Here is a 17,660-nt window from a genome sequence, read left to right as displayed (position 1 = left end):
AGACAGCCGATGAGACGCGCCGAGGAGTCCCAGTTGAAGAGCCCCACCCACGATCAGATCGTCCTGCTTGCCCCGCTGACGGGGCCGATCGTCGCGCTGGCCGACGTGCCCGATCCGGTGTTCTCCGGCGGGATGTTCGGCGACGGCATCGGCATCGACCCGCTCGCGGGCAAGCTCGTCGCGCCGTGTGCGGGCATCGTGTCGCATCTTGCGCGCACGGGCCACGCGGTGACGATCACGACGCCGCAAGGCGCGGAAGTGCTGCTGCACATCGGCATCGACACCGTCGAACTGAACGGGCAGGGTTTCGCCGCGCACGTCGAGGCCGGCGCGCGCGTCGAAGCGGGCGATCTGCTGATCGAGTTCGACCAGGACGCAGTCGCGCGCAGCGCGCACTCGCTCGTGTCGGTGATCGCGATCGCGAACTCCGACGCGTTCGACGTCGTCGACCGCGCCAGCGGTTTCGCGACGGCCGGCGAGACGCCGCTGCTCGCGCTGCGCGGCAAGGGCGAAGCGGCCGTGCAAGCGGCGCAGGCCGGCGCGGCAGCGCACCACGAAGTGCGCCGCGAAATCGTGCTGGCGCAGCCGGGCGGCCTGCATGCGCGGCCGGCCGCGCGTGCGCGTGAAGCCGTGCGCGGGTTCGATGCGACCGTCGACGTGCTGTTCGACGGCCGCAAGGCGTCGATCGCAAGCGTCGTCGGCCTGCTCGGCCTCGGCGCCGGCGAAGGCGCGACGGTCGAGCTGGTCGGCCGCGGCGCGCATGCGCAGCAGGCTGTCGATGCGGTCGAGCACGAACTGATGCGCGAAGCGCACGGCGAAATCGAGGAAAAGCCGGCACGGCTGAAGTCGCCCGCACCGCAGACGGTCGTGCGCAACGTCGGTGCTTCCATCGACCCGAACACGCTCGCGGGCGTATGCGCGGCGCCCGGCATCGCGGTCGGCACGCTGGTGCGTCTCGACGATGCGGAAATCGTGCCGCCCGAGCAGGCATCCGGCACGCCGGCCTCGGAAAGCCGTCAGCTCGACCAGGCGCTGAAGGCCGTCGACGGCGAACTCGACGAAACGGTGCGCAACGCATCGGCGCGCGGCGCGGTCGGCGAAGCGGGCATCTTCGCGGTGCATCGCGTGCTGCTCGAGGACCCGACGCTGATCGACGCGGCACGCGACCTGATCAGCCTCGGCAAGAGCGCGGGCTTCGCATGGCGCGCGACGATCCGCACGCAGATCGACACGTTGTCGAAGCTCGACGACGCGCTGCTCGCCGAACGCGCGGCCGACCTGCGCGACATCGAGAAGCGCGTGCTGCGCGCGCTCGGCCACACGAACGGCGCGGCGCGTGCGCTGCCCGACGAGGCCGTGCTCGCGGCCGAGGAATTCACGCCGTCGGACCTGTCGTCGCTCGATCGCCAGCGCGTGACCGCGCTCGTGATGGCGCGCGGCGGCGCGACGTCGCACGCGGCGATCATCGCGCGGCAACTCGGCATCCCGGCGCTGGTTGCGGTCGGCGACGCGCTGTACGCGATTCCGGACGGCACGCAGGTCGTCGTCGATGCGAGCGCGGGTCGGCTCGAACACGCGCCGACCGCACTCGACGTCGAACGCGCGCGGCACGAGCGCCAGCGCCTGGACGGCGTGCGCGAGGCGAACCGGCAGCTGGCAGGCGTTGCCGCCGAGACGGTCGACGGCCGCGCGATCGAGGTTGCCGCGAACATCGCGACGCTCGACGACGCGAACACCGCGGTCGACAACGGCGCCGACGCGGTCGGCCTGCTGCGCACCGAACTGATGTTCATCCATCGCCAGGCCGCGCCGACGGTCGTCGAACACCAGCAGAGCTACCAGTCGATCGTCGACGCGCTGCAGGGCCGCACGGCGATCATCCGCACGCTCGACGTCGGCGCCGACAAGGAAGTCGACTACCTGACGCTGCCGCCCGAACCGAACCCGGCGCTCGGCCTGCGCGGCATCCGCCTCGCGCAGGTGCGCCCCGATCTGCTCGACGATCAGTTGCAGGGCCTGCTCGCGGTGAAGCCGTTCGGCGCGGTGCGCATCCTGCTGCCGATGGTCACCGACGCGGGCGAGCTCGTGCGGCTCAGAAAGCGCATCGACGAGTTCGCGCGCGCGCAGGGCCGCACCGAGCCGATCGAGGTCGGCGTGATGATCGAGGTGCCGTCGGCCGCGCTGCTGGCCGACCAGCTCGCGCAGCACGCGGATTTCCTGTCGATCGGCACCAACGACCTGACGCAGTACACGCTCGCGATGGACCGCTGCCAGGCCGACCTGGCCGCGCAGTCCGACGGCCTGCATCCGGCCGTGCTGCGCCTGATCGACATCGCGGTGCGCGGCGCCGCGAAGCACGGCAAGTGGGTCGGCGTGTGCGGCGCGCTCGGCGGCGATCCGCTCGCGGTGCCAATCCTGGTCGGCCTCGGCGTGACCGAACTGTCGGTCGACCCGGTGTCGGTGCCGGGCATCAAGGCGCGTGTGCGCCGTCTCGATTACCAGTTGTGCCGTCAGCGCGCGCAGGATCTGCTTGCGCTCGATTCGGCGCAGGCGGTAAGGGCAGCAAGCCGCGAGGTCTGGCCGCTCGACTGAACGTCGACGGCAGGCTCGCGACCCGTTTCAAAACGAAAGCAATTAGGTCAACGACGCTTAACGACGAGACAAGGATTGGAGGACTGAATGAACGGGAATCCGTTTCTGAAAATACAGGGCCTGGGCCGGGCACTGATGCTGCCGATCGCGGTATTGCCGGTTGCCGGCATCCTGCTGCGACTCGGTCAGCCTGACGTGTTCAACATCAAGATGATCGCCGACGCCGGCGGTGCGATCTTCGACAACCTGCCGCTGCTGTTCGCGATCGGCGTGGCGGTCGGCTTCGCGAAGGACAACAACGGTGTTGCTGCGCTCGCGGGCGCGATCGGCTACCTGATCGAAACCGCGATCATGAAGGACATCGATCCCAAGCTGAACATGGGCGTGCTGTCCGGGATCATCGCGGGTGTGGTCGCGGGCTTGCTGTACAACCGCTACAAGGACATCAAGCTGCCGGACTACCTCGCGTTCTTCGGCGGGAAACGGTTCGTGCCGATCATCACGGGGCTGGTCTGCGTGGTACTCGGCATCGTGTTCGGTTACGTGTGGCAGCCGGTCCAGCATGTGATCGACGCGGCCGGCCAGTGGCTGACGACGGCGGGCGCGATCGGTGCGTTCGTGTTCGGCTTCCTGAACCGCCTGCTGCTCGTCACGGGCCTGCATCACATCATCAACTCGCTCGCGTGGTTCGTGTTCGGCAACTTCACGCCGCCCGCCGGCGGCGAGCTCGTGCACGGCGACCTGCACCGCTTCTTCGCGGGCGACCCGACCGCGGGCACCTTCATGGCCGGCTTCTTCCCGATCATGATGTTCGGCCTGCCGGCTGCGTGTCTCGCGATGCTGCACGAAGCGCCGAAGGAGCGCCGCGCGATGGTCGGCGGCCTGCTGTTCTCGATGGCGCTGACGTCGTTCCTGACCGGCGTGACCGAGCCGATCGAATTCAGCTTCATGTTCCTCGCGCCGGTGCTGTATGTGATCCATGCGGTGCTGACGGGGCTGTCGCTCGCGATCTGCCAGATCCTCGGCGTGAAGCTCGGCTTCACGTTCTCGGCCGGCGCGATCGACTACGTGCTGAACTACGGGCTGTCGACGAAGGGCTGGATCGCGATTCCGCTCGGCATCGCGTACGGCGCCGCGTACTACGGGCTGTTCCGCTTCTTCATCCGCAAGTTCAACATGGCGACACCGGGCCGCGAGCCGGCATCGGCCGATGCGGCGGCAGAATCGTACGCATCGGGCGGCTTCGTCGCGCCGGCTGCAGGCGCCGCTGCGGCTGCGCCGCGCGCGCAGCGCTACATCGCCGCGCTCGGCGGTGCGGGCAACCTGACGGTCGTCGACGCATGCACGACGCGCCTGCGCCTGACCGTTGTCGATCCGGAGAAGGTATCGGAGCCGGAACTGAAGTCGATCGGCGCGCGCGGCGTGCTCAAGCGCGGCGGCAACAGCGTGCAGGTGATCATCGGGCCCGAGGCCGACCTCATTGCCGACGAGATGCGTACCGCAATCGGCAGCGGCGCGACCGGCGCGGCGTCGACGGCGACGGCCGCCGCGGCGCAGCCCGTCACGGGTGCGGCCGCCGGCCCGCTCGATCCGGAACCGGCCCGCTGGCTCGCAGTGTTCGGCGGGGCGACCAACGTCGCGTCGCTCGACGCGATCGCGACCACGCGCCTGCGCGTCGTCGTGCGCGATCCGTCGGCGGTCGATCGAGATCGTCTCGGCGCGCTCGACGTCGCGTGGGTGTCGCTCGACACGTTCCACATCGTCTGCGGCAACGCGGCGGCACGTTATGCCGAGCAACTCGGCGCGCGCCTGCCGCCGGCGGGCGGCGGGGCGGCTGTGCAACCGGCGTGATGCGATGAGGCCGGCAGGATCCGCGCTGCGGGTTCGGGCCGGTCGGCAGAAACGAAAACGGCTTGCGATGCGTCGCAAGCCGTTTTTCTTTGGTGCGGGCGATTGCGCGATGCATTCGTCCGCATCGCGCATTGCTCAATCGCTCGATCGCTCAATCGCTCAATCGTTCAGCCGCTCAGCCGCTCAACCGCTCAGCCGCTCAGCCGCTCAGCCGCTCAGCCGCTCAGCCGCTCAGCCGCTCAGCCGCTCAGCCGCTCAGCCGCTCAGCCGCTCAGCCGCTCAGCCGCTCAGCCGCTCAGCCGCTCAGCCGCTCGACCGTTCAACCGTTCAACCGTTCACGGGTTCGTCAGCGTGAAGGTCGGCTTCCGGTAGCCGATGCCCGCGCGGTCGAGCTTCGGCAATTCGCGCTGCGTGAGCAGCGTCGCGAAACCGGCCCAGTCGCGCTGCAGCGCGGCCGTGTCGACGTAATGCGTATCGCCGCGCTTGTAGCGCACGCCGGCCGCGTACGGCAGCTCCCAGTCGGCCCGGTGCCACGCGCGCTCGGCGAGCGCGAGCAGCCGCGGATAGGCCATGTATTCGAGGAAGGTGTCGTTGCGCATCACCTCGCCCCACGCCTGTCCCTGCATGCCTTCGAGACGCGGCGCGGGCCCCGTGCCGGTTACTTCGAACGCGTTGCCGTTACGGTCGCCCATCACTTCGGCGTTCTGCGGCAGGTTCTCCGGCGCGAGCGAGAACACCTTGTACTCGTCCGTCGCGTGCGAGCCCCAGTAGTAGCCGCGCTCGCGCGGGTTGAGCGTGTACGGGAAGTCGAAGTACAGGTAGTCGGGCAGCGCCAGCACCGTCAGGTAGCCCTTGCCGCTCAGGTCGCGCGCGCTGTCCGACGCGCCCCAGAAGATCGTGTCCCACAGCGACACCATCACGTGACGCGTGCTGAAGTCCTGCGGCCCGTTCGCATGCTTGATGCCGTCCTGCCACGCGGCCATCGTGTCGATCCCGTTTGCGTTGACCGCCGCGCTCACCTGTTGCGCGAAACGCGTCGGCAGTTCGTCGATCGACTTGATCTCGCCGCGCTGGAGCAGCGCCGTGCACGCGGGCGAACGCGCCCACGGCTTGTCCTGCGCGGCGAGATCGATGCGGCCCTTGTTCGGGTCGGTGCCGTTCAGCGGCTGGAAGCCCGCGCCGAGCAGGATGTTCTTCGCCTCGTCGCCGCCGTAGTGCCAGGTGTGCAGCGGCGCCTGCGCGTCCGCATGCATCGCCGCGATCTCGCGGATCACCTTCGACGCGAAATTGAGCGCGCCCGGCACGCACGGGTTCAGGTCGCTGCGGCGGTCGTAGAACTGCACCGTCAGCAGGTTCGACGTGTCCTGCGGATCGAGCAGCCGGTACGCGTTCGCTTCCTGCTCGCGGCCGGCCGCATGCAGCCGGCGGTATCGCGCTTCCATCGTCACGACGGCCGCACGCGCGTGCGCGGGCATGTCGATCTCGGGGATGATCTCGACGAAACGCGCGGCCGCGTAACGCACGAGCGCCACGTAGTCGTCGCGCGTCAGGTAGCCGCCGCCCGAGCGGTTGTCCGGGCCGGAGCCGAGCTGCGGCAGCAGGCAGCGCGTCTCGCTCGGGTCGTGACAGCGGCGCGAGCCGATCTCGGTCAGCTCGGGCAGGCCGGGAATTTCGATGCGCCAGCCTTCATCGTCGGACAGATGCAGGTGCAGGCGGTTGAGCTTGTACGCGCTCATCTGGTCGATCAGGCGGCGCAGCGTCGCCGGGTGCTTGAAGTTGCGGGCGAGGTCGACGTGCATCCCGCGATGCGTGAAGCGCGGCGCGTCCTCGACGAGCATCGCCGGGATCGGGCCGCCGCCGGCCGGCGCGAGCGAGAAGAGCGTCTGCACGCCGTAGTAGAGGCCCGCGCGATCGTACGCTTCGATGAATACGCCGCGCGGCCCGATCGCGAGCCGATAGCCGCCCGGTGTCGCGATGTCGGCCGGCAGCCGGCGCGGCGCGACTGCGCCCCACACCGGCACGCGCACGCCGTCGAGCCCGAGGGTCGTCGCGCGCTCGCGCAGCGTCGCGACCTGCGCGTCCGGCAGGTTGGGCAGCGCGAGTTCGACGCCGCGCAGGTCGAGCGTGCCGGGCAGCGGCTGCTCGCGCTTCACGCTCGGCAGCGCACGGGTCGCGTCGGGCCGTGCGGCCACGGGCGGCGCATTGCCGGTCGAGTTGTTCTGCGCGTCGGCCGGCAGCGATTCGACGTAGCGCAGTTCGTCGTCGGTGTCGTTGTAGCGGAGCACGGCGGGCGGCGCGCCATCGACGACGACGTACGGGCGCGGAATCACGTCGCTGTAGCGCAGCAGCCAGTATTCGGCGACGAACGGCAGCTCGATGCGTTCGCCGGGCGCAAGCCGCACCGAGCCCGGCTGCGGCGTCAGTTCGTACAGGTCGCCTGTGAGCCGCCGCAGCGCGAAGCCCGAACGGTCGATCCGCAGCAGGCGGCGGATGCTGTGCAGGTAGAGCTTCCAGCCGCCGTCGGCGATCGCCTGGTGGCCGCGGTTCTGCAGGATCAGGCGGCCTGTCGCGCAGGCCGCGCCGTCGGCGCCGAGATCGGCGCACGGCACGCCGGCCGCGGCCGCGTGGTTGTTGTCGACGGCGACGCGCAATGCGAGGCCGTTCGACAGCAGCGCCGCGAGATTGGCCGCTTGCGCGGTGGGCTGCGCGGTGCCCGCGGTCGCGCCAGACGCGGTCGACGCCGGCTGGGCGGAGATCGCGGCCGGCGACAGCGCCGCGATCAACACGCCGGCAAAGAGGGATGGCAAGGTACGCTTCATTCGAACTCCTGAGAAAAAAGGGTGCGTAGCGGCGTCGTGGGGTGACGTCGCTGCGATCGGGCTTTCAATGGAGCTGCGGGAGATACCCGCGCGGGGCGATGCGGCCGCACCGCGCGCATTCGGCACGCGGGGGGCGTGCGTTACGGAACGGGAGGCGGGCAGGCGTGCCGATCGGATCGGCGGGGCGGCGTACGCGCGGTCATCGTCGGCGCGCGGCAACGGCCGCTATGGCGAAGCGGCCGCAGTCGGCTAAGTTCGTCCGGCCGCGCACGATGGCGACAACCGGCGCCGCCGAACGGCAACCGGCCGCCGCCCGGCGACACGGCGCGCAAGCGCGCGCCACACACGGGATTCGCATGTCTCCCCCACCCAGAAGGATTCGGCCTGTCCGCGGCCGTGTCCAAAGATCTTATGAAACCTTTTATTGGTATTCAAGTGGTATCAATCTGGCGCTAAATTGGCATCGATGGGCGGCGCTTGTGCAGGCGGCCGGGACGAAAAAAAACCTCGCGTGAAGCGAGGTTCTTTTCGGGCAGCGGCGGTGCGATCCGCGCGCCGCGCGTCACGCGTCAGTCGCCGCGCACGCGTGCTTCCTGCGTCTTCTGCCGCGCTTCGAGCCACATCGCATTGACGATGCCGAACGACAGCGCGACGCCGATACCGAGAATCCAGCTGAAATACCACATGATCCGACTCCTTGCGAAACGGTGGACGGGGGCGCCAGCGCGCCCCGGCCCGGTTCAATACATCGAGTGCTTGTTCTCTTCGAGCGTCTGGCGCGTGACCTTGCCGCGCATCACGCGATACACCCAGCTCGTATAGAGCAGGACGATCGGCAGGAACACGATCACCGCGAACAGCATCACCTGCAGCGTCTTGTGGCTCGACGTCGAATCCCACACGGTCAGGCTGCTGCGCGGGTCGAGCGACGACGGCATGATGAACGGGAACATCGAGAAGCCCGCGGTCAGGATCACGCCGGTGATCATCAGGCCCGTGCAGAAGAACGCCGTTTTCTCCTGCTTCGAACCGGCGAGCAGCAGCGCGAGCAGGCCGCCCGCGATCCCGACGACGGGCGCTGCGATCATCCACGGAAACTCGCCGTAGTTCGCGAGCCACAGGCCGGAGCCGGCCGCGACGTCCTTGAGCAGCGGGTTCGCGACCGTATCGGTCGGCGCGGCGTTCGTGATGTGGAAGCCGCCGATGGTCGACGCGACCAGCACGCCGGCCAGCACGAACAGCACGACCGCGAGGAACGACGCCACACGCAGCGCGATCGATGCGCGGCGCGCGATCACGCCGTCGGTCTTCATCTTGATGAACGCGGCGCCGTGCGCGACGAGCATCGTGAGGCTGACGAGCCCGCACAGCAGCGCGAACGGGTTCAGCAGTGCCCAGAAGCTGCCGTAGTAGGTCACGCGCAGGTCGCTGTCGAACTTGAACGGCACGCCCTGCAGCAGGTTGCCGAATGCGACGCCGAACACGAGCGCAGGCACGAAGCCGCCGGCGAACAGGCCCCAGTCCCAGCCGGCACGCCAGCGCGGGTCCGGCCGCTTGCTGCGGTAGTCGAAGCCCACCGGCCGGAAGAACAGCGCGAACAGCACGAGCAGCATCGCGAAGTAGAAGCCGGAGAACGACGCGGCATAGACGAGCGGCCAGGCCGCGAACATCGCGCCGCCGGCCGTGATCAGCCACACCTGGTTGCCTTCCCACGTCGCGCCGACCGTGTTGACGATGATGCGGCGCTCCTCGTCGGTCTTGCCGAGGAACGGCAGCAGCGCGGTCGCGCCCATGTCGAAGCCGTCGGTGACGGCGAAGCCGATCAGCAGCACGCCGACGAGCAGCCACCAGATCAGCTTGAGAGTTGCATAGTCCATAGCGATTCCTTGTTCAGTTTCAGGTGCGCACTCAGGCCGGGGCGCGCTCGCTGGCCGCCGCGAGTTCGTGGTGATAGCGGCCGGTATGCAGCGACGACGGGCCGAGGCGCGCGTACTTGAACATCAGCTTGATCTCGATGACGAACAGCGCGGTGTAGAACAGGATGAAGCCCGCGAGACTCAGGTACAGGTCGGTCGGCGTCAGGCTCGACGCGGACAGGTGCGTCGGCAGCACGCCCGCGATCGTCCACGGCTGGCGGCCGAGCTCGGCGACGATCCAGCCGAATTCGATCGCGATCCACGGCAGCGGGATCGCCCACACCGCATAGCGCAGGAACCAGCGGCGGTTGTCCTGCAGCAGTTCGCGGCGCGCGCAGAACCAGAACGCGGCGATGAACGTCGCGACGAACAGGAAGCCGAGGAACACCATGATCCGGAACGAGAAGAACACGGGCGCGACTGGCGGGATCGTCTTCTTCGCGGCGGCCTGGATCTGCTCGGGCGTCGCGTCGGTCACGTTCGGCGTGAACTGCTTGAGCATCAGCCCGTAGCCGAGATACTGCTTGTGCTGGTCGAACAGTTCGCGCGTCGCGGCGCTCGTGTCGCCCTGCTTGAGCTTCTGCAGCGCGCCGTACGCGATCATCCCGCTCTGGATGTGCTCCTCGCTGTGCTTCGCGAGATCGCGCAGGCCGATCACCGGTTCGTCGATCGAGCGCGTCGCGATCAGGCCGAGCGCATACGGGATCTTGATCGCGTAGTCGGTGCGCTGTTCCTCCTGGTTCGGAATGCCGATCAGCGTGAACGACGCGGGTGCCGGCTGCGTTTCCCATTCGGATTCGATTGCGGCGAGCTTCATCTTCTGCACTTCGCCGGTCGTATAGCCCGATTCGTCGCCGAGCACGATCACGCAGAGCGTTGCCGCGAGGCCGAAGCCGGCTGCAACCGCGAACGAGCGCAGCGCGAAGTCGATGTCGCGCTTCTTCAGCAGGTACCACGACGACACGCCGAGCACGAACATCGCGGCCGACACGTAGCCGGCCGACACCGTGTGCACGAATTTCACCTGCGCGACCGGGTTGAACAGCACGTCGAACAGGTTCGTCATCTCCATGCGCATCGTCTGGTAGTTGAACTCGGCGCCGACCGGGTTGTTCATCCAGCCGTTCGCGACGAGGATCCACAGCGCGGACAGGTTCGAGCCGAGCGCGACGAGGAACGTGACGACCAGGTGCTTGACCTTCGACAGGCGGTTCCAGCCGAAGAAGAACAGGCCGACGAACGTCGATTCGAGGAAGAACGCCATCAGGCCTTCGACCGCGAGCGGCACGCCGAAGATGTCGCCGACGTAGTGCGAGTAGTACGACCAGTTCGTGCCGAACTGGAATTCGAGCGTGATGCCGGTCGTCACGCCCATCGCGAAGTTGATCCCGAACAGCTTGCCCCAGAACTGGGTCATGTCCTTGTAGACCTGTTTGCCGGTCATCACGTAGACGGCTTCCATGATGACGAGCAGCCAGGACAGGCCGAGCGTCAGCGGCACGAACAGGAAGTGGTAGAGCGCCGTGATGCCGAACTGCAGACGTGACAGATCGACGACTTCACTACTTATCATGGTGGTCTCCCTCGGTAGATGCAGGCGCCGGTACCGAGAGCAGTTTCTCGGCGACGGCGGCAGGCGGAAGCGACATGTGCTCGGCCTGCGGATGATTGAAAAATGCGTATTTGAGCGACATCAGGAGGATCAGCTTGACGATCAGCACCACGGTGATGTCGCGGGCGAGGGTCGGCCCGCGAGCCCACGCGGCGATGCGCGCGCGCCAGCCGATCACGCCGGCCGGCCGCGGGGGAGGGGGCGGCGCAGGCTCTTTATTGATCGAGATCAAGGCGATTATCCTGAATCGATTTAGGTCGGATTGGGGGCGACTTTACGTCGGATTTATGACGGCCGTGAAGCTGTTTTAATCCTTTTGCGCCTGACATGCCAATTTTAAAAGGACAGCTTTCCGATGCCGAGTGCTGCGCTGCGGCAGACCGTCGCGAAACGCGGGCCGAAACTTGAGGCAGATCAAGGTTATGCGGAAGGGGTCCGCAAACAGCCTAATACCTGATGAATCAGGTCAATTAATCGGCGGAGAAACGAACGGCGAAGCGGGTGAAAAGCACGTGCAAAAGACGGGCGAAAAAAAACCGCTGCCGGTCGGGCAGCGGTTTTCGATGAGGCGCTCTGAATCGTCGGGGATTTATGCGTATTCGGCGAGGGCGGTGCGCATCTTTTTCATTGCGCTCGCTTCGATCTGGCGGATGCGTTCCGCGGACACGCCGAACTCGGCGGCGAGATCGTGCAGCGTCGAGCCGCCCGAGCCGTCGTCGTCGACGTGCAGCCAGCGCGCCTCGATGATGCGGCGGCTGCGCGCGTCGAGCGCGTCGAGTGCCTGCGCGATGCCGTCCGTCTGCAGCGTGTCGCGCTGACGCGCGGCGAGCACGGCGGTCGGCTCGTTGTGCGAGTCGGCCAGGTAGGCGATCGGCGTGTACGACTCCTCGCCGTCTTCCACCTGCCCTTCGAGCGCGATGTCGCCGCCCGACAGGCGCGTTTCCATCTCGGCAACGTCTTCGCGCTTGACGTTGAGCTCTTGTGCGAGACCGTCGATTTCCTCGGGCGTCATCGCCTGCATGCTCTTCTTGTGGCTGCGCAGGTTGAAGAACAGCTTGCGCTGCGCCTTCGTCGTCGCGACCTTCACCATGCGCCAGTTGCGCAGGATGTACTCGTGGATCTCGGCCTTGATCCAGTGGATCGCGTACGACACGAGACGCACGTTCTGGGCCGGATCGAAGCGCTTCACGGCCTTCATCAGGCCGATGTTGCCTTCCTGGATCAGGTCGCCGTGCGGCAGGCCGTAACCGAGATAGTTGCGCGCGATCGACACGACGAGACGCAGGTGCGACAGCACGAGGCGGCGCGCCGAGTCGAGGTTGTTGTCTTCGCGGAACTCGGTGGCGTACTGGCGTTCCTCTTCGGCCGTCAGCAGCGGAATGCGATTGACGGCCTGGATATACGAATCGATGTTGCCAAGCTGGCCCGGCAACATCGATTGAGCTGCGAGCGCCAGCGAGCCTGCCGATTCGGCCTTGGCCGGCGTCGGGCTCAGGGTGTTCGGAAGGGTCAGGGCGTTGCTCACTAAAAACTCCTTTGGAATCAGGGACAAACCCTGGGTCTCGAATGAGAGACCGGGGCCAATCTTAGCACTCCCACAAACCGAGTGCTAATTCCTTAGAGCGGGCGTGGGCATCTGAGTTCCCGATTTTTCTATCGAGATATTCGAATCGATAGTCTAATCTGCGACCAAGGCGGTGAATCGAAGTTCCGTAAACCGTTGTTTCTGATGGGAATCAGTAGACGATTCCGATTTTTGTCGATTTGGAAGGAAGCCATTTCGCTTCGTGATGCCGATCGGAAAAGTCCTTTACCATACCATTCAGTTCGCTCGGGCCAGGCCGTCGCGGCAGGCTCCATTCAACCCAAAAAGTTGGAGTGTCAGATGAACAATAAGAAGAATCGCCGGCCCCGCAGCCGGCTTGCGCTGCATGCCATGCTGGCGGCGTCACTTCTGGGCGGATCGGGTGCGGCGTTCGCGGATCGATGGGGGATCCAGGCGGGCGGCGGGTTTTCGGATCGTCACGGGATCGACAAGGCCGATCTCGGCGTGGCGTGGGATCCGGGCTGGAACTGGTGGGAAATCGGCGGCTGGCACTTCGCGTTCGTGATGGAAGGCCACGTCGGCTACTGGCACACGGGCGGCAATGTCCACGGCAGCCTCGGCGAGTTCGGGGCGACGCCGATGTTCCGCTTCATCAAGAGCGCGGGCCAGGTGCGCCCGTTCGTCGAGGCCGGCGCCGGCATCCGGTTCCTGACTTCCCCGACGATCTCCACCCATCTTTCGCTCGGCACGTCGTTCCAGTTCGTGGACGTCGTCGGTGTCGGCGCACAGTTCGGAGAACGCCAACAGTATCAGGTCGGTTACCGTTTTCAACATGTGTCTAACGCGGGTATCAAAGAGCCGAATCCTGGTATAAATTTCCACCAGTTCTACGTGCAGTACAACTTCTGATCCGCATGCCCGCGCACGGCGTGCGCGTTGCCGAGGAGTCAGGCGATGGCGAAGGTGGTCGATGCGATCCGCGCGCTCGAGCGCGATCGGTTCCGGGCGATGGTGGACGGGGACGGCGAGGCGCTCGACGCGCTGCTGTCGGACAAGGTGTTCTTCGTGCACACCAACGGCAAACGTGAAACCAAGCAGCAGTTCATCGACGCCATCGTCGCCGGCCGCCGCCGCTATCGTCAGATCGAAATCCAGTCGCAGGACGTGCTGCCCGTCGGCGGCGAAACCTGCGTCGTCACCGGGCGCGCGTTGATCGAGATGGAAACGAACAACGGCGGCCTGGTCTTTCCGATAGCCTATACGTCCGTCCACACCGAGGAGCAGGGCCGCTGGTGCCTGCTCGCCTGGCAGGCGACGCGGTGCGCAACCGACACATGAGCGCGCGTGGCGCTCCTTTTCATGTCCCCACCGAAGCGGCCTTCTGGGCCGCTTCTTGCTGGCCCGTGCGGCGCGGATCGCGCGGCGCACGGGCGGTTGCGCGCCGCTCGCTGACGGTCAAACCCTGAGCGTCAGGCCGCTGCGCGACGATCCGCGCAATGCCATGCCGAACGGTTGATTGCACTGACGATTGCATCGAGCGCGGCGCTTGTCGCATCGGCGTGCAGGCCGACGCCGTGCCGCAGCGGCGCATCGCCGACCCGGCAGCCGACCGATACCGCGATCCGGCCGTCCGTCGTGCGCGCGGGTTCACACGACGCGATATCGATCGCGGCACCGGTGGCCGTCGCGAATGCCGCGGCCAAACGTCGCACGGCATCCTCGGGCGTCGCGTCGGCCGCCGGCGCTGCCGCGATCTCGCGGTTCTGCCAGCGTGCGCTGTCGCCATGCCGTGCGGCCGGGCCGTCGGTCTCGAAGAATTCGCGGGCGAACAGCGCGCAGATCGCGTCGCCCGTCACTTCCTCGCCGGATGCGTCGGCGAGCGTCTGCACCGCGTGGCTGAATTCGATCTGCACGCGGCGCGTCGGCGTGAAGCCCATCCCGCGTTCGAGCAGGAACGTCGCACCGCCCTTGCCGGACTGGCTGTTCACGCGGATCACTGCGTCGTAGCTGCGGCCGAGGTCGGCCGGGTCGATCGGCAGGTACGGCACTTCCCACACTGCGTCGGGGCGCTGCTGCGCGAAGCCCTTGCGGATCGCGTCCTGGTGCGAGCCCGAGAACGCGGTGAACACGAGGTCGCCCGCGTACGGATGGCGCGGATGCACGGGAATCTGGTTGCAGCGTTCGACGACGCGGCGCACCGCGTCGATGTCGGAGAAATCGAGGCCCGGGTCGATGCCCTGCGTATAGAGGTTCAGCGCGAGCGTGACGAGATCGACGTTGCCGGTGCGTTCGCCGTTGCCGAACAGGCAGCCTTCGATGCGGTCGGCGCCCGCGAGCAGCGCGAGCTCGGCCGCCGCGACCGCGGTGCCGCGATCGTTGTGCGGATGCACGGACAGCACGATGCTGTCGCGATACGCGAGGTTGCGGTCCATCCATTCGATCTGGTCGGCGAACACGTTCGGGCTCGCGGCTTCGACGGTGGCCGGCAGGTTGACGATCATCTTGTGGTCGCGGGTCGGCCGCCAGGTTTGCGCGACTGCATCGCAGATCTCGCGCGCGAACGTCAGCTCGGTCATGCTGAAGGTTTCCGGCGAGTACTGGAAGGTCCAGTGCGTGTCGGGGCGCGCGGCGGCGTGCTCCTTGACGATGCGCGTGCCGTCGACCGCGAGCGCCTTCACGTCGTTCTTCGACATCCCGAACACGATGCGGCGGAACGACGGGCAGACCGCGTTGTACAGGTGCACGATCGCGCGCGGCACGCCTTCGAGCGCGTCGAACGTGCGGGCGATCAGGTCTTCGCGCGACTGCACGAGCACCTCGATCGTCACGTCGTCGGGAATCCGCTGGTCGTCGATCAGCTTGCGGACGAAATCGAAGTCGGTTTGCGACGCCGACGGAAAACCGACTTCGATCTCCTTGAAACCGATCGCGACCAGCATCTCGAAGAACTCGAGCTTCTGCTCGATGCTCATCGGCTCGATCAGCGACTGGTTGCCGTCGCGCAGGTCGGTGCTCATCCAGACGGGCGCGTGCTCGATGGTGCGGGTCGGCCAGCGGCGGCCATTGATGCGGACGGGCTCGAACGGACGGTACTTGTCTTGCGGATTGCGCTTCATCTTCTGGACCTCGGGTCTCAAGTCGCGAGCGAAGACGGGCGGCATGGGCGACGGTTGGCGCTGCCTCGCACCGCCGCGCGCGATCGCGTTGCGGATGCGGATGATCTTCGCGAATCGGCCGACGGATAGACGGACGAATGCTGACGACTTCGGGTTGTAAAAACTGCGAGAGGGGTACTGCGAGGAACTGCTGGGAGGACCGTGCGGACAGCACACGGCGCTACGACAGCCTTAGGCTAGTCGTAACGATAGCGGCCGCGCTAGGCGGCCGGAGGTAATTCGGAGGGTGTTCGGAAAGGAACGCATGACGGCAACTCTATGCCAGGATGCGTGCGCGTGTCAAATGGTCGGGGCGCGGGGGCGGGTCGTCGTAGCGCCGTCAGCGCGCGATGCGGGCGATCTGCACGATCGTCGCGACCTGCCGCGCAACCGTGTCGGGCACCGGCACCTCGCCGCGCAACACGGCGTCCGTCCATGCGGCCGTCGCCGCCGCATCGCGCGATTCGGGCAGCGTGACGGGTGGCGTATCGCTCGACGAACGTTCGGCCTCGATCAGCGTGTCGCACACGCCGTCGTGCAGCCAGTCGACCTGCACCTGGCGGCGCGTATCGGCGACGGCTTCGCCTTCGGTGCCGCGCGCGAGCAGCGCGCCGCCGAGCGCGGCGTCCGGATGGTCGCGGAACAGTTGCGCGAGGCTGTCGCGGTACGGCGGGTGCGTGTAGTTGACGAGCCGCAGGCCGGCCGGCGCGAACGGCTGCAGAATCTTCACGAGCGTGTGCGTCGAGTTGCGCACGCCGAGCACGCGGCGCATCGACAGCAGGTGCGCGATGCGCGGCGCCAGCGCTTCGATCGGCGCGAACGCGACGCGGCGCTCGGCGAGCATGTCCTCGATCGCATCGTGCGACGTCGACGGCGCGAGCGACAGCGCCGAGAAGATCTCGGCGCTCGTCACGCGGCCCGGGTCGCGCTCGACACCATGCACGAGCACCGGCACGCCTTCGCGCGCGAGCAGCAGTGCGAGCAGCGGCACAAGATTCGGTTGCTTGCGCGCGCCGTTGTAGCTCGGGATCGACACGGGGCGGAACGCGGCGTCCTGCACGTGCACGGGCTCGAACGATGCCTGCGCGGCGGCGAGCATTGCAGCCAGTTCGTCGGCGGTTTCGCCCTTCAGCCGATAGGCGATCAGGATCGCGCCGAGCTCGACGTCCGACACGCGTGCTTCGAGCATCGCGCGATAGAGTTCGAACGTGTCCTCGGCGGACAGCGCGCGCGCGCCGTGCGGGCCGCGGCCGATTTCCTTGATGAAGCGGGCGCAAGGGAACGGAACGGCGGCGGGATCGTGGGAAGCGGTCATCGGGGCGTGGGGCGGGCGGCCGGCATCGGGCCGCGCGGTGAGCGGTGAGGAATGCCCCGAGTATCGCACGGGTGCGGCCGGCACAAGCGCGGCCGCGCATCGCGCTACACTCTGATTCCCGGCGGTGCGCGTGCCGGCTGCGCCGCGCCCTGTGCCGTTGCCGGCCGAATACGACTACGAGAGACATCCCATGAAGCTCTACAGCTATTTCCGCAGTTCCGCGTCGTACCGCGTGCGGATCGCCCTGAACCTGAAGCAGTTGCCGTTCGACTATGTCCCCGTGCACATGCTGCGCAACGGCGGCGAGCAACTGAAGGACGAGTACCGTGCGCTGAATCCGGATGCGGTCGTGCCGACGCTGACCGACGGCGACGCAACGCTGCAGCAGTCGCTCGCGATCATCGAATATCTCGAAGAAACCCATCCCGAGCCGGCGTTGCTGCCGAAGCAGCCGGTCGACCGCGCGTATGTGCGCGCGATCGCACTGCAGATCGCGTGCGAAATCCATCCGCTCAACAATCTGCGCGTGCTGAAGTACCTGAAGCACATGCTGCAGGTGCCCGAAGAGGCGAAGAACGCGTGGTACCGGCACTGGATCGAGGCGGGCTTCGACACGCTCGAGACGCGCCTTGCGAACGATCCGCGCACCGGCAAGCTGTGCTTCGGCGATATGCCGACGCTCGCCGACGTATGTCTCGTGCCGCAGGTGTTCAACGCGAACCGCTTCTCGGTCGACACGACGCGCTATCCGACGATCCAGCGGATCGCCGACCATGCCTCGACGCTCGACGCGTTCAAGACCGCCGAGCCCGGCGCGCAGCCCGACGCCGAATGAGTTCAGCGCGCCCCGGGCG

The 17,660-nt window shown here is 67.2% G+C and carries 13 protein-coding genes; 5 read left to right on the top strand and 8 right to left on the bottom strand.

Annotated elements, in window-relative coordinates:
* Nucleotides 1-9: 9 nt before the first annotated feature.
* Entirely contained in the window at nt 10-2,592 is a 2,583-nt protein-coding gene (gene ptsP, locus R9B84_RS14715) for a phosphoenolpyruvate--protein phosphotransferase (RefSeq protein WP_423758485.1), read from the top strand.
* A gap of 87 nt (nt 2,593-2,679) precedes the next feature.
* Complete coding sequence (nagE, locus tag R9B84_RS14710) at nt 2,680-4,443, top strand: N-acetylglucosamine-specific PTS transporter subunit IIBC (RefSeq protein ID WP_423758484.1); 1,764 nt, start codon at nt 2,680-2,682, stop codon at nt 4,441-4,443.
* Between the two features lie 335 nt (nt 4,444-4,778).
* Here the strand turns inward: nagE and R9B84_RS14705 are convergent, their stop codons facing one another.
* The 6 genes from R9B84_RS14705 to rpoH all read right to left on the bottom strand — a co-directional run bounded on the left by R9B84_RS14705 (nt 4,779) and on the right by rpoH (nt 12,315).
* Nucleotides 4,779-7,262 (bottom strand): family 20 glycosylhydrolase, encoded by a 2,484-nt coding sequence (locus tag R9B84_RS14705; protein WP_423758483.1) that lies wholly within the window; start codon nt 7,260-7,262, stop codon nt 4,779-4,781.
* A 569-nt stretch (nt 7,263-7,831) separates the two neighbouring features.
* Nucleotides 7,832-7,948 (bottom strand): cytochrome bd-I oxidase subunit CydX, encoded by a 117-nt coding sequence (cydX, locus tag R9B84_RS14700; protein WP_423758482.1) that lies wholly within the window; start codon nt 7,946-7,948, stop codon nt 7,832-7,834.
* Nucleotides 7,949-8,002: 54 nt separating this feature from the next.
* On the bottom strand, nt 8,003-9,139 hold the full coding sequence (gene cydB, locus R9B84_RS14695) for a cytochrome d ubiquinol oxidase subunit II (protein WP_423758481.1): 1,137 nt from the start codon (nt 9,137-9,139) through the stop codon (nt 8,003-8,005).
* 31 nt (nt 9,140-9,170) lie between these two features.
* The gene (locus R9B84_RS14690; RefSeq protein WP_423758480.1) at nt 9,171-10,751 is read right to left on the bottom strand and encodes a cytochrome ubiquinol oxidase subunit I; all 1,581 of its coding nucleotides are present in this window, start codon (nt 10,749-10,751) and stop codon (nt 9,171-9,173) included.
* Nucleotides 10,741-11,028 carry a cytochrome oxidase putative small subunit CydP gene (gene cydP, locus R9B84_RS14685; RefSeq protein WP_423760008.1) on the bottom strand — a complete coding sequence of 96 codons (288 nt, stop codon included), beginning with the start codon at nt 11,026-11,028 and terminating at the stop codon, nt 10,741-10,743. The genes R9B84_RS14690 and cydP overlap by 11 nt, the downstream gene beginning before the upstream one ends.
* Nucleotides 11,029-11,379: 351 nt before the next feature.
* On the bottom strand, nt 11,380-12,315 hold the full coding sequence (gene rpoH, locus R9B84_RS14680; protein ID WP_423758479.1) for an RNA polymerase sigma factor RpoH: 936 nt from the start codon (nt 12,313-12,315) through the stop codon (nt 11,380-11,382).
* A 360-nt stretch (nt 12,316-12,675) separates the two neighbouring features.
* Between rpoH and R9B84_RS14675 the strand changes: the two genes are divergently transcribed.
* Nucleotides 12,676-13,245 (top strand): acyloxyacyl hydrolase, encoded by a 570-nt coding sequence (locus tag R9B84_RS14675; protein ID WP_423760007.1) that lies wholly within the window; start codon nt 12,676-12,678, stop codon nt 13,243-13,245.
* Between the two features lie 45 nt (nt 13,246-13,290).
* Nucleotides 13,291-13,674 carry a nuclear transport factor 2 family protein gene (locus tag R9B84_RS14670; RefSeq protein ID WP_047899064.1) on the top strand — a complete coding sequence of 128 codons (384 nt, stop codon included), beginning with the start codon at nt 13,291-13,293 and terminating at the stop codon, nt 13,672-13,674.
* Nucleotides 13,675-13,805: 131 nt separating this feature from the next.
* Here the strand turns inward: R9B84_RS14670 and leuA are convergent, their stop codons facing one another.
* Nucleotides 13,806-15,452, bottom strand: a complete 1,647-nt coding sequence (leuA, locus tag R9B84_RS14665) for a 2-isopropylmalate synthase (RefSeq protein WP_423758478.1) — start codon at nt 15,450-15,452, stop codon at nt 13,806-13,808.
* Between the two features lie 379 nt (nt 15,453-15,831).
* The gene (gene ybiB, locus R9B84_RS14660) at nt 15,832-16,806 is read right to left on the bottom strand and encodes a DNA-binding protein YbiB (RefSeq protein WP_423758477.1); all 975 of its coding nucleotides are present in this window, start codon (nt 16,804-16,806) and stop codon (nt 15,832-15,834) included.
* Between the two features lie 190 nt (nt 16,807-16,996).
* Between ybiB and maiA the strand changes: the two genes are divergently transcribed.
* A complete protein-coding gene (gene maiA / locus R9B84_RS14655) occupies nt 16,997-17,641 on the top strand; it encodes a maleylacetoacetate isomerase (RefSeq protein ID WP_423758476.1) in 645 nt (214 codons plus the stop codon).
* The last annotated feature ends 19 nt before the right edge of the window (nt 17,642-17,660 follow it).

The sequence above is a fragment of the Burkholderia sp. NLJ2 genome, from assembly GCF_049487195.1.
Classification (GTDB): Bacteria; Pseudomonadota; Gammaproteobacteria; order Burkholderiales; family Burkholderiaceae; genus Burkholderia; species Burkholderia pyrrocinia.
The sequence above is the reverse complement of the archived record's forward strand: the minus strand, read 5'-3'. Positions and strand labels throughout refer to the sequence as shown.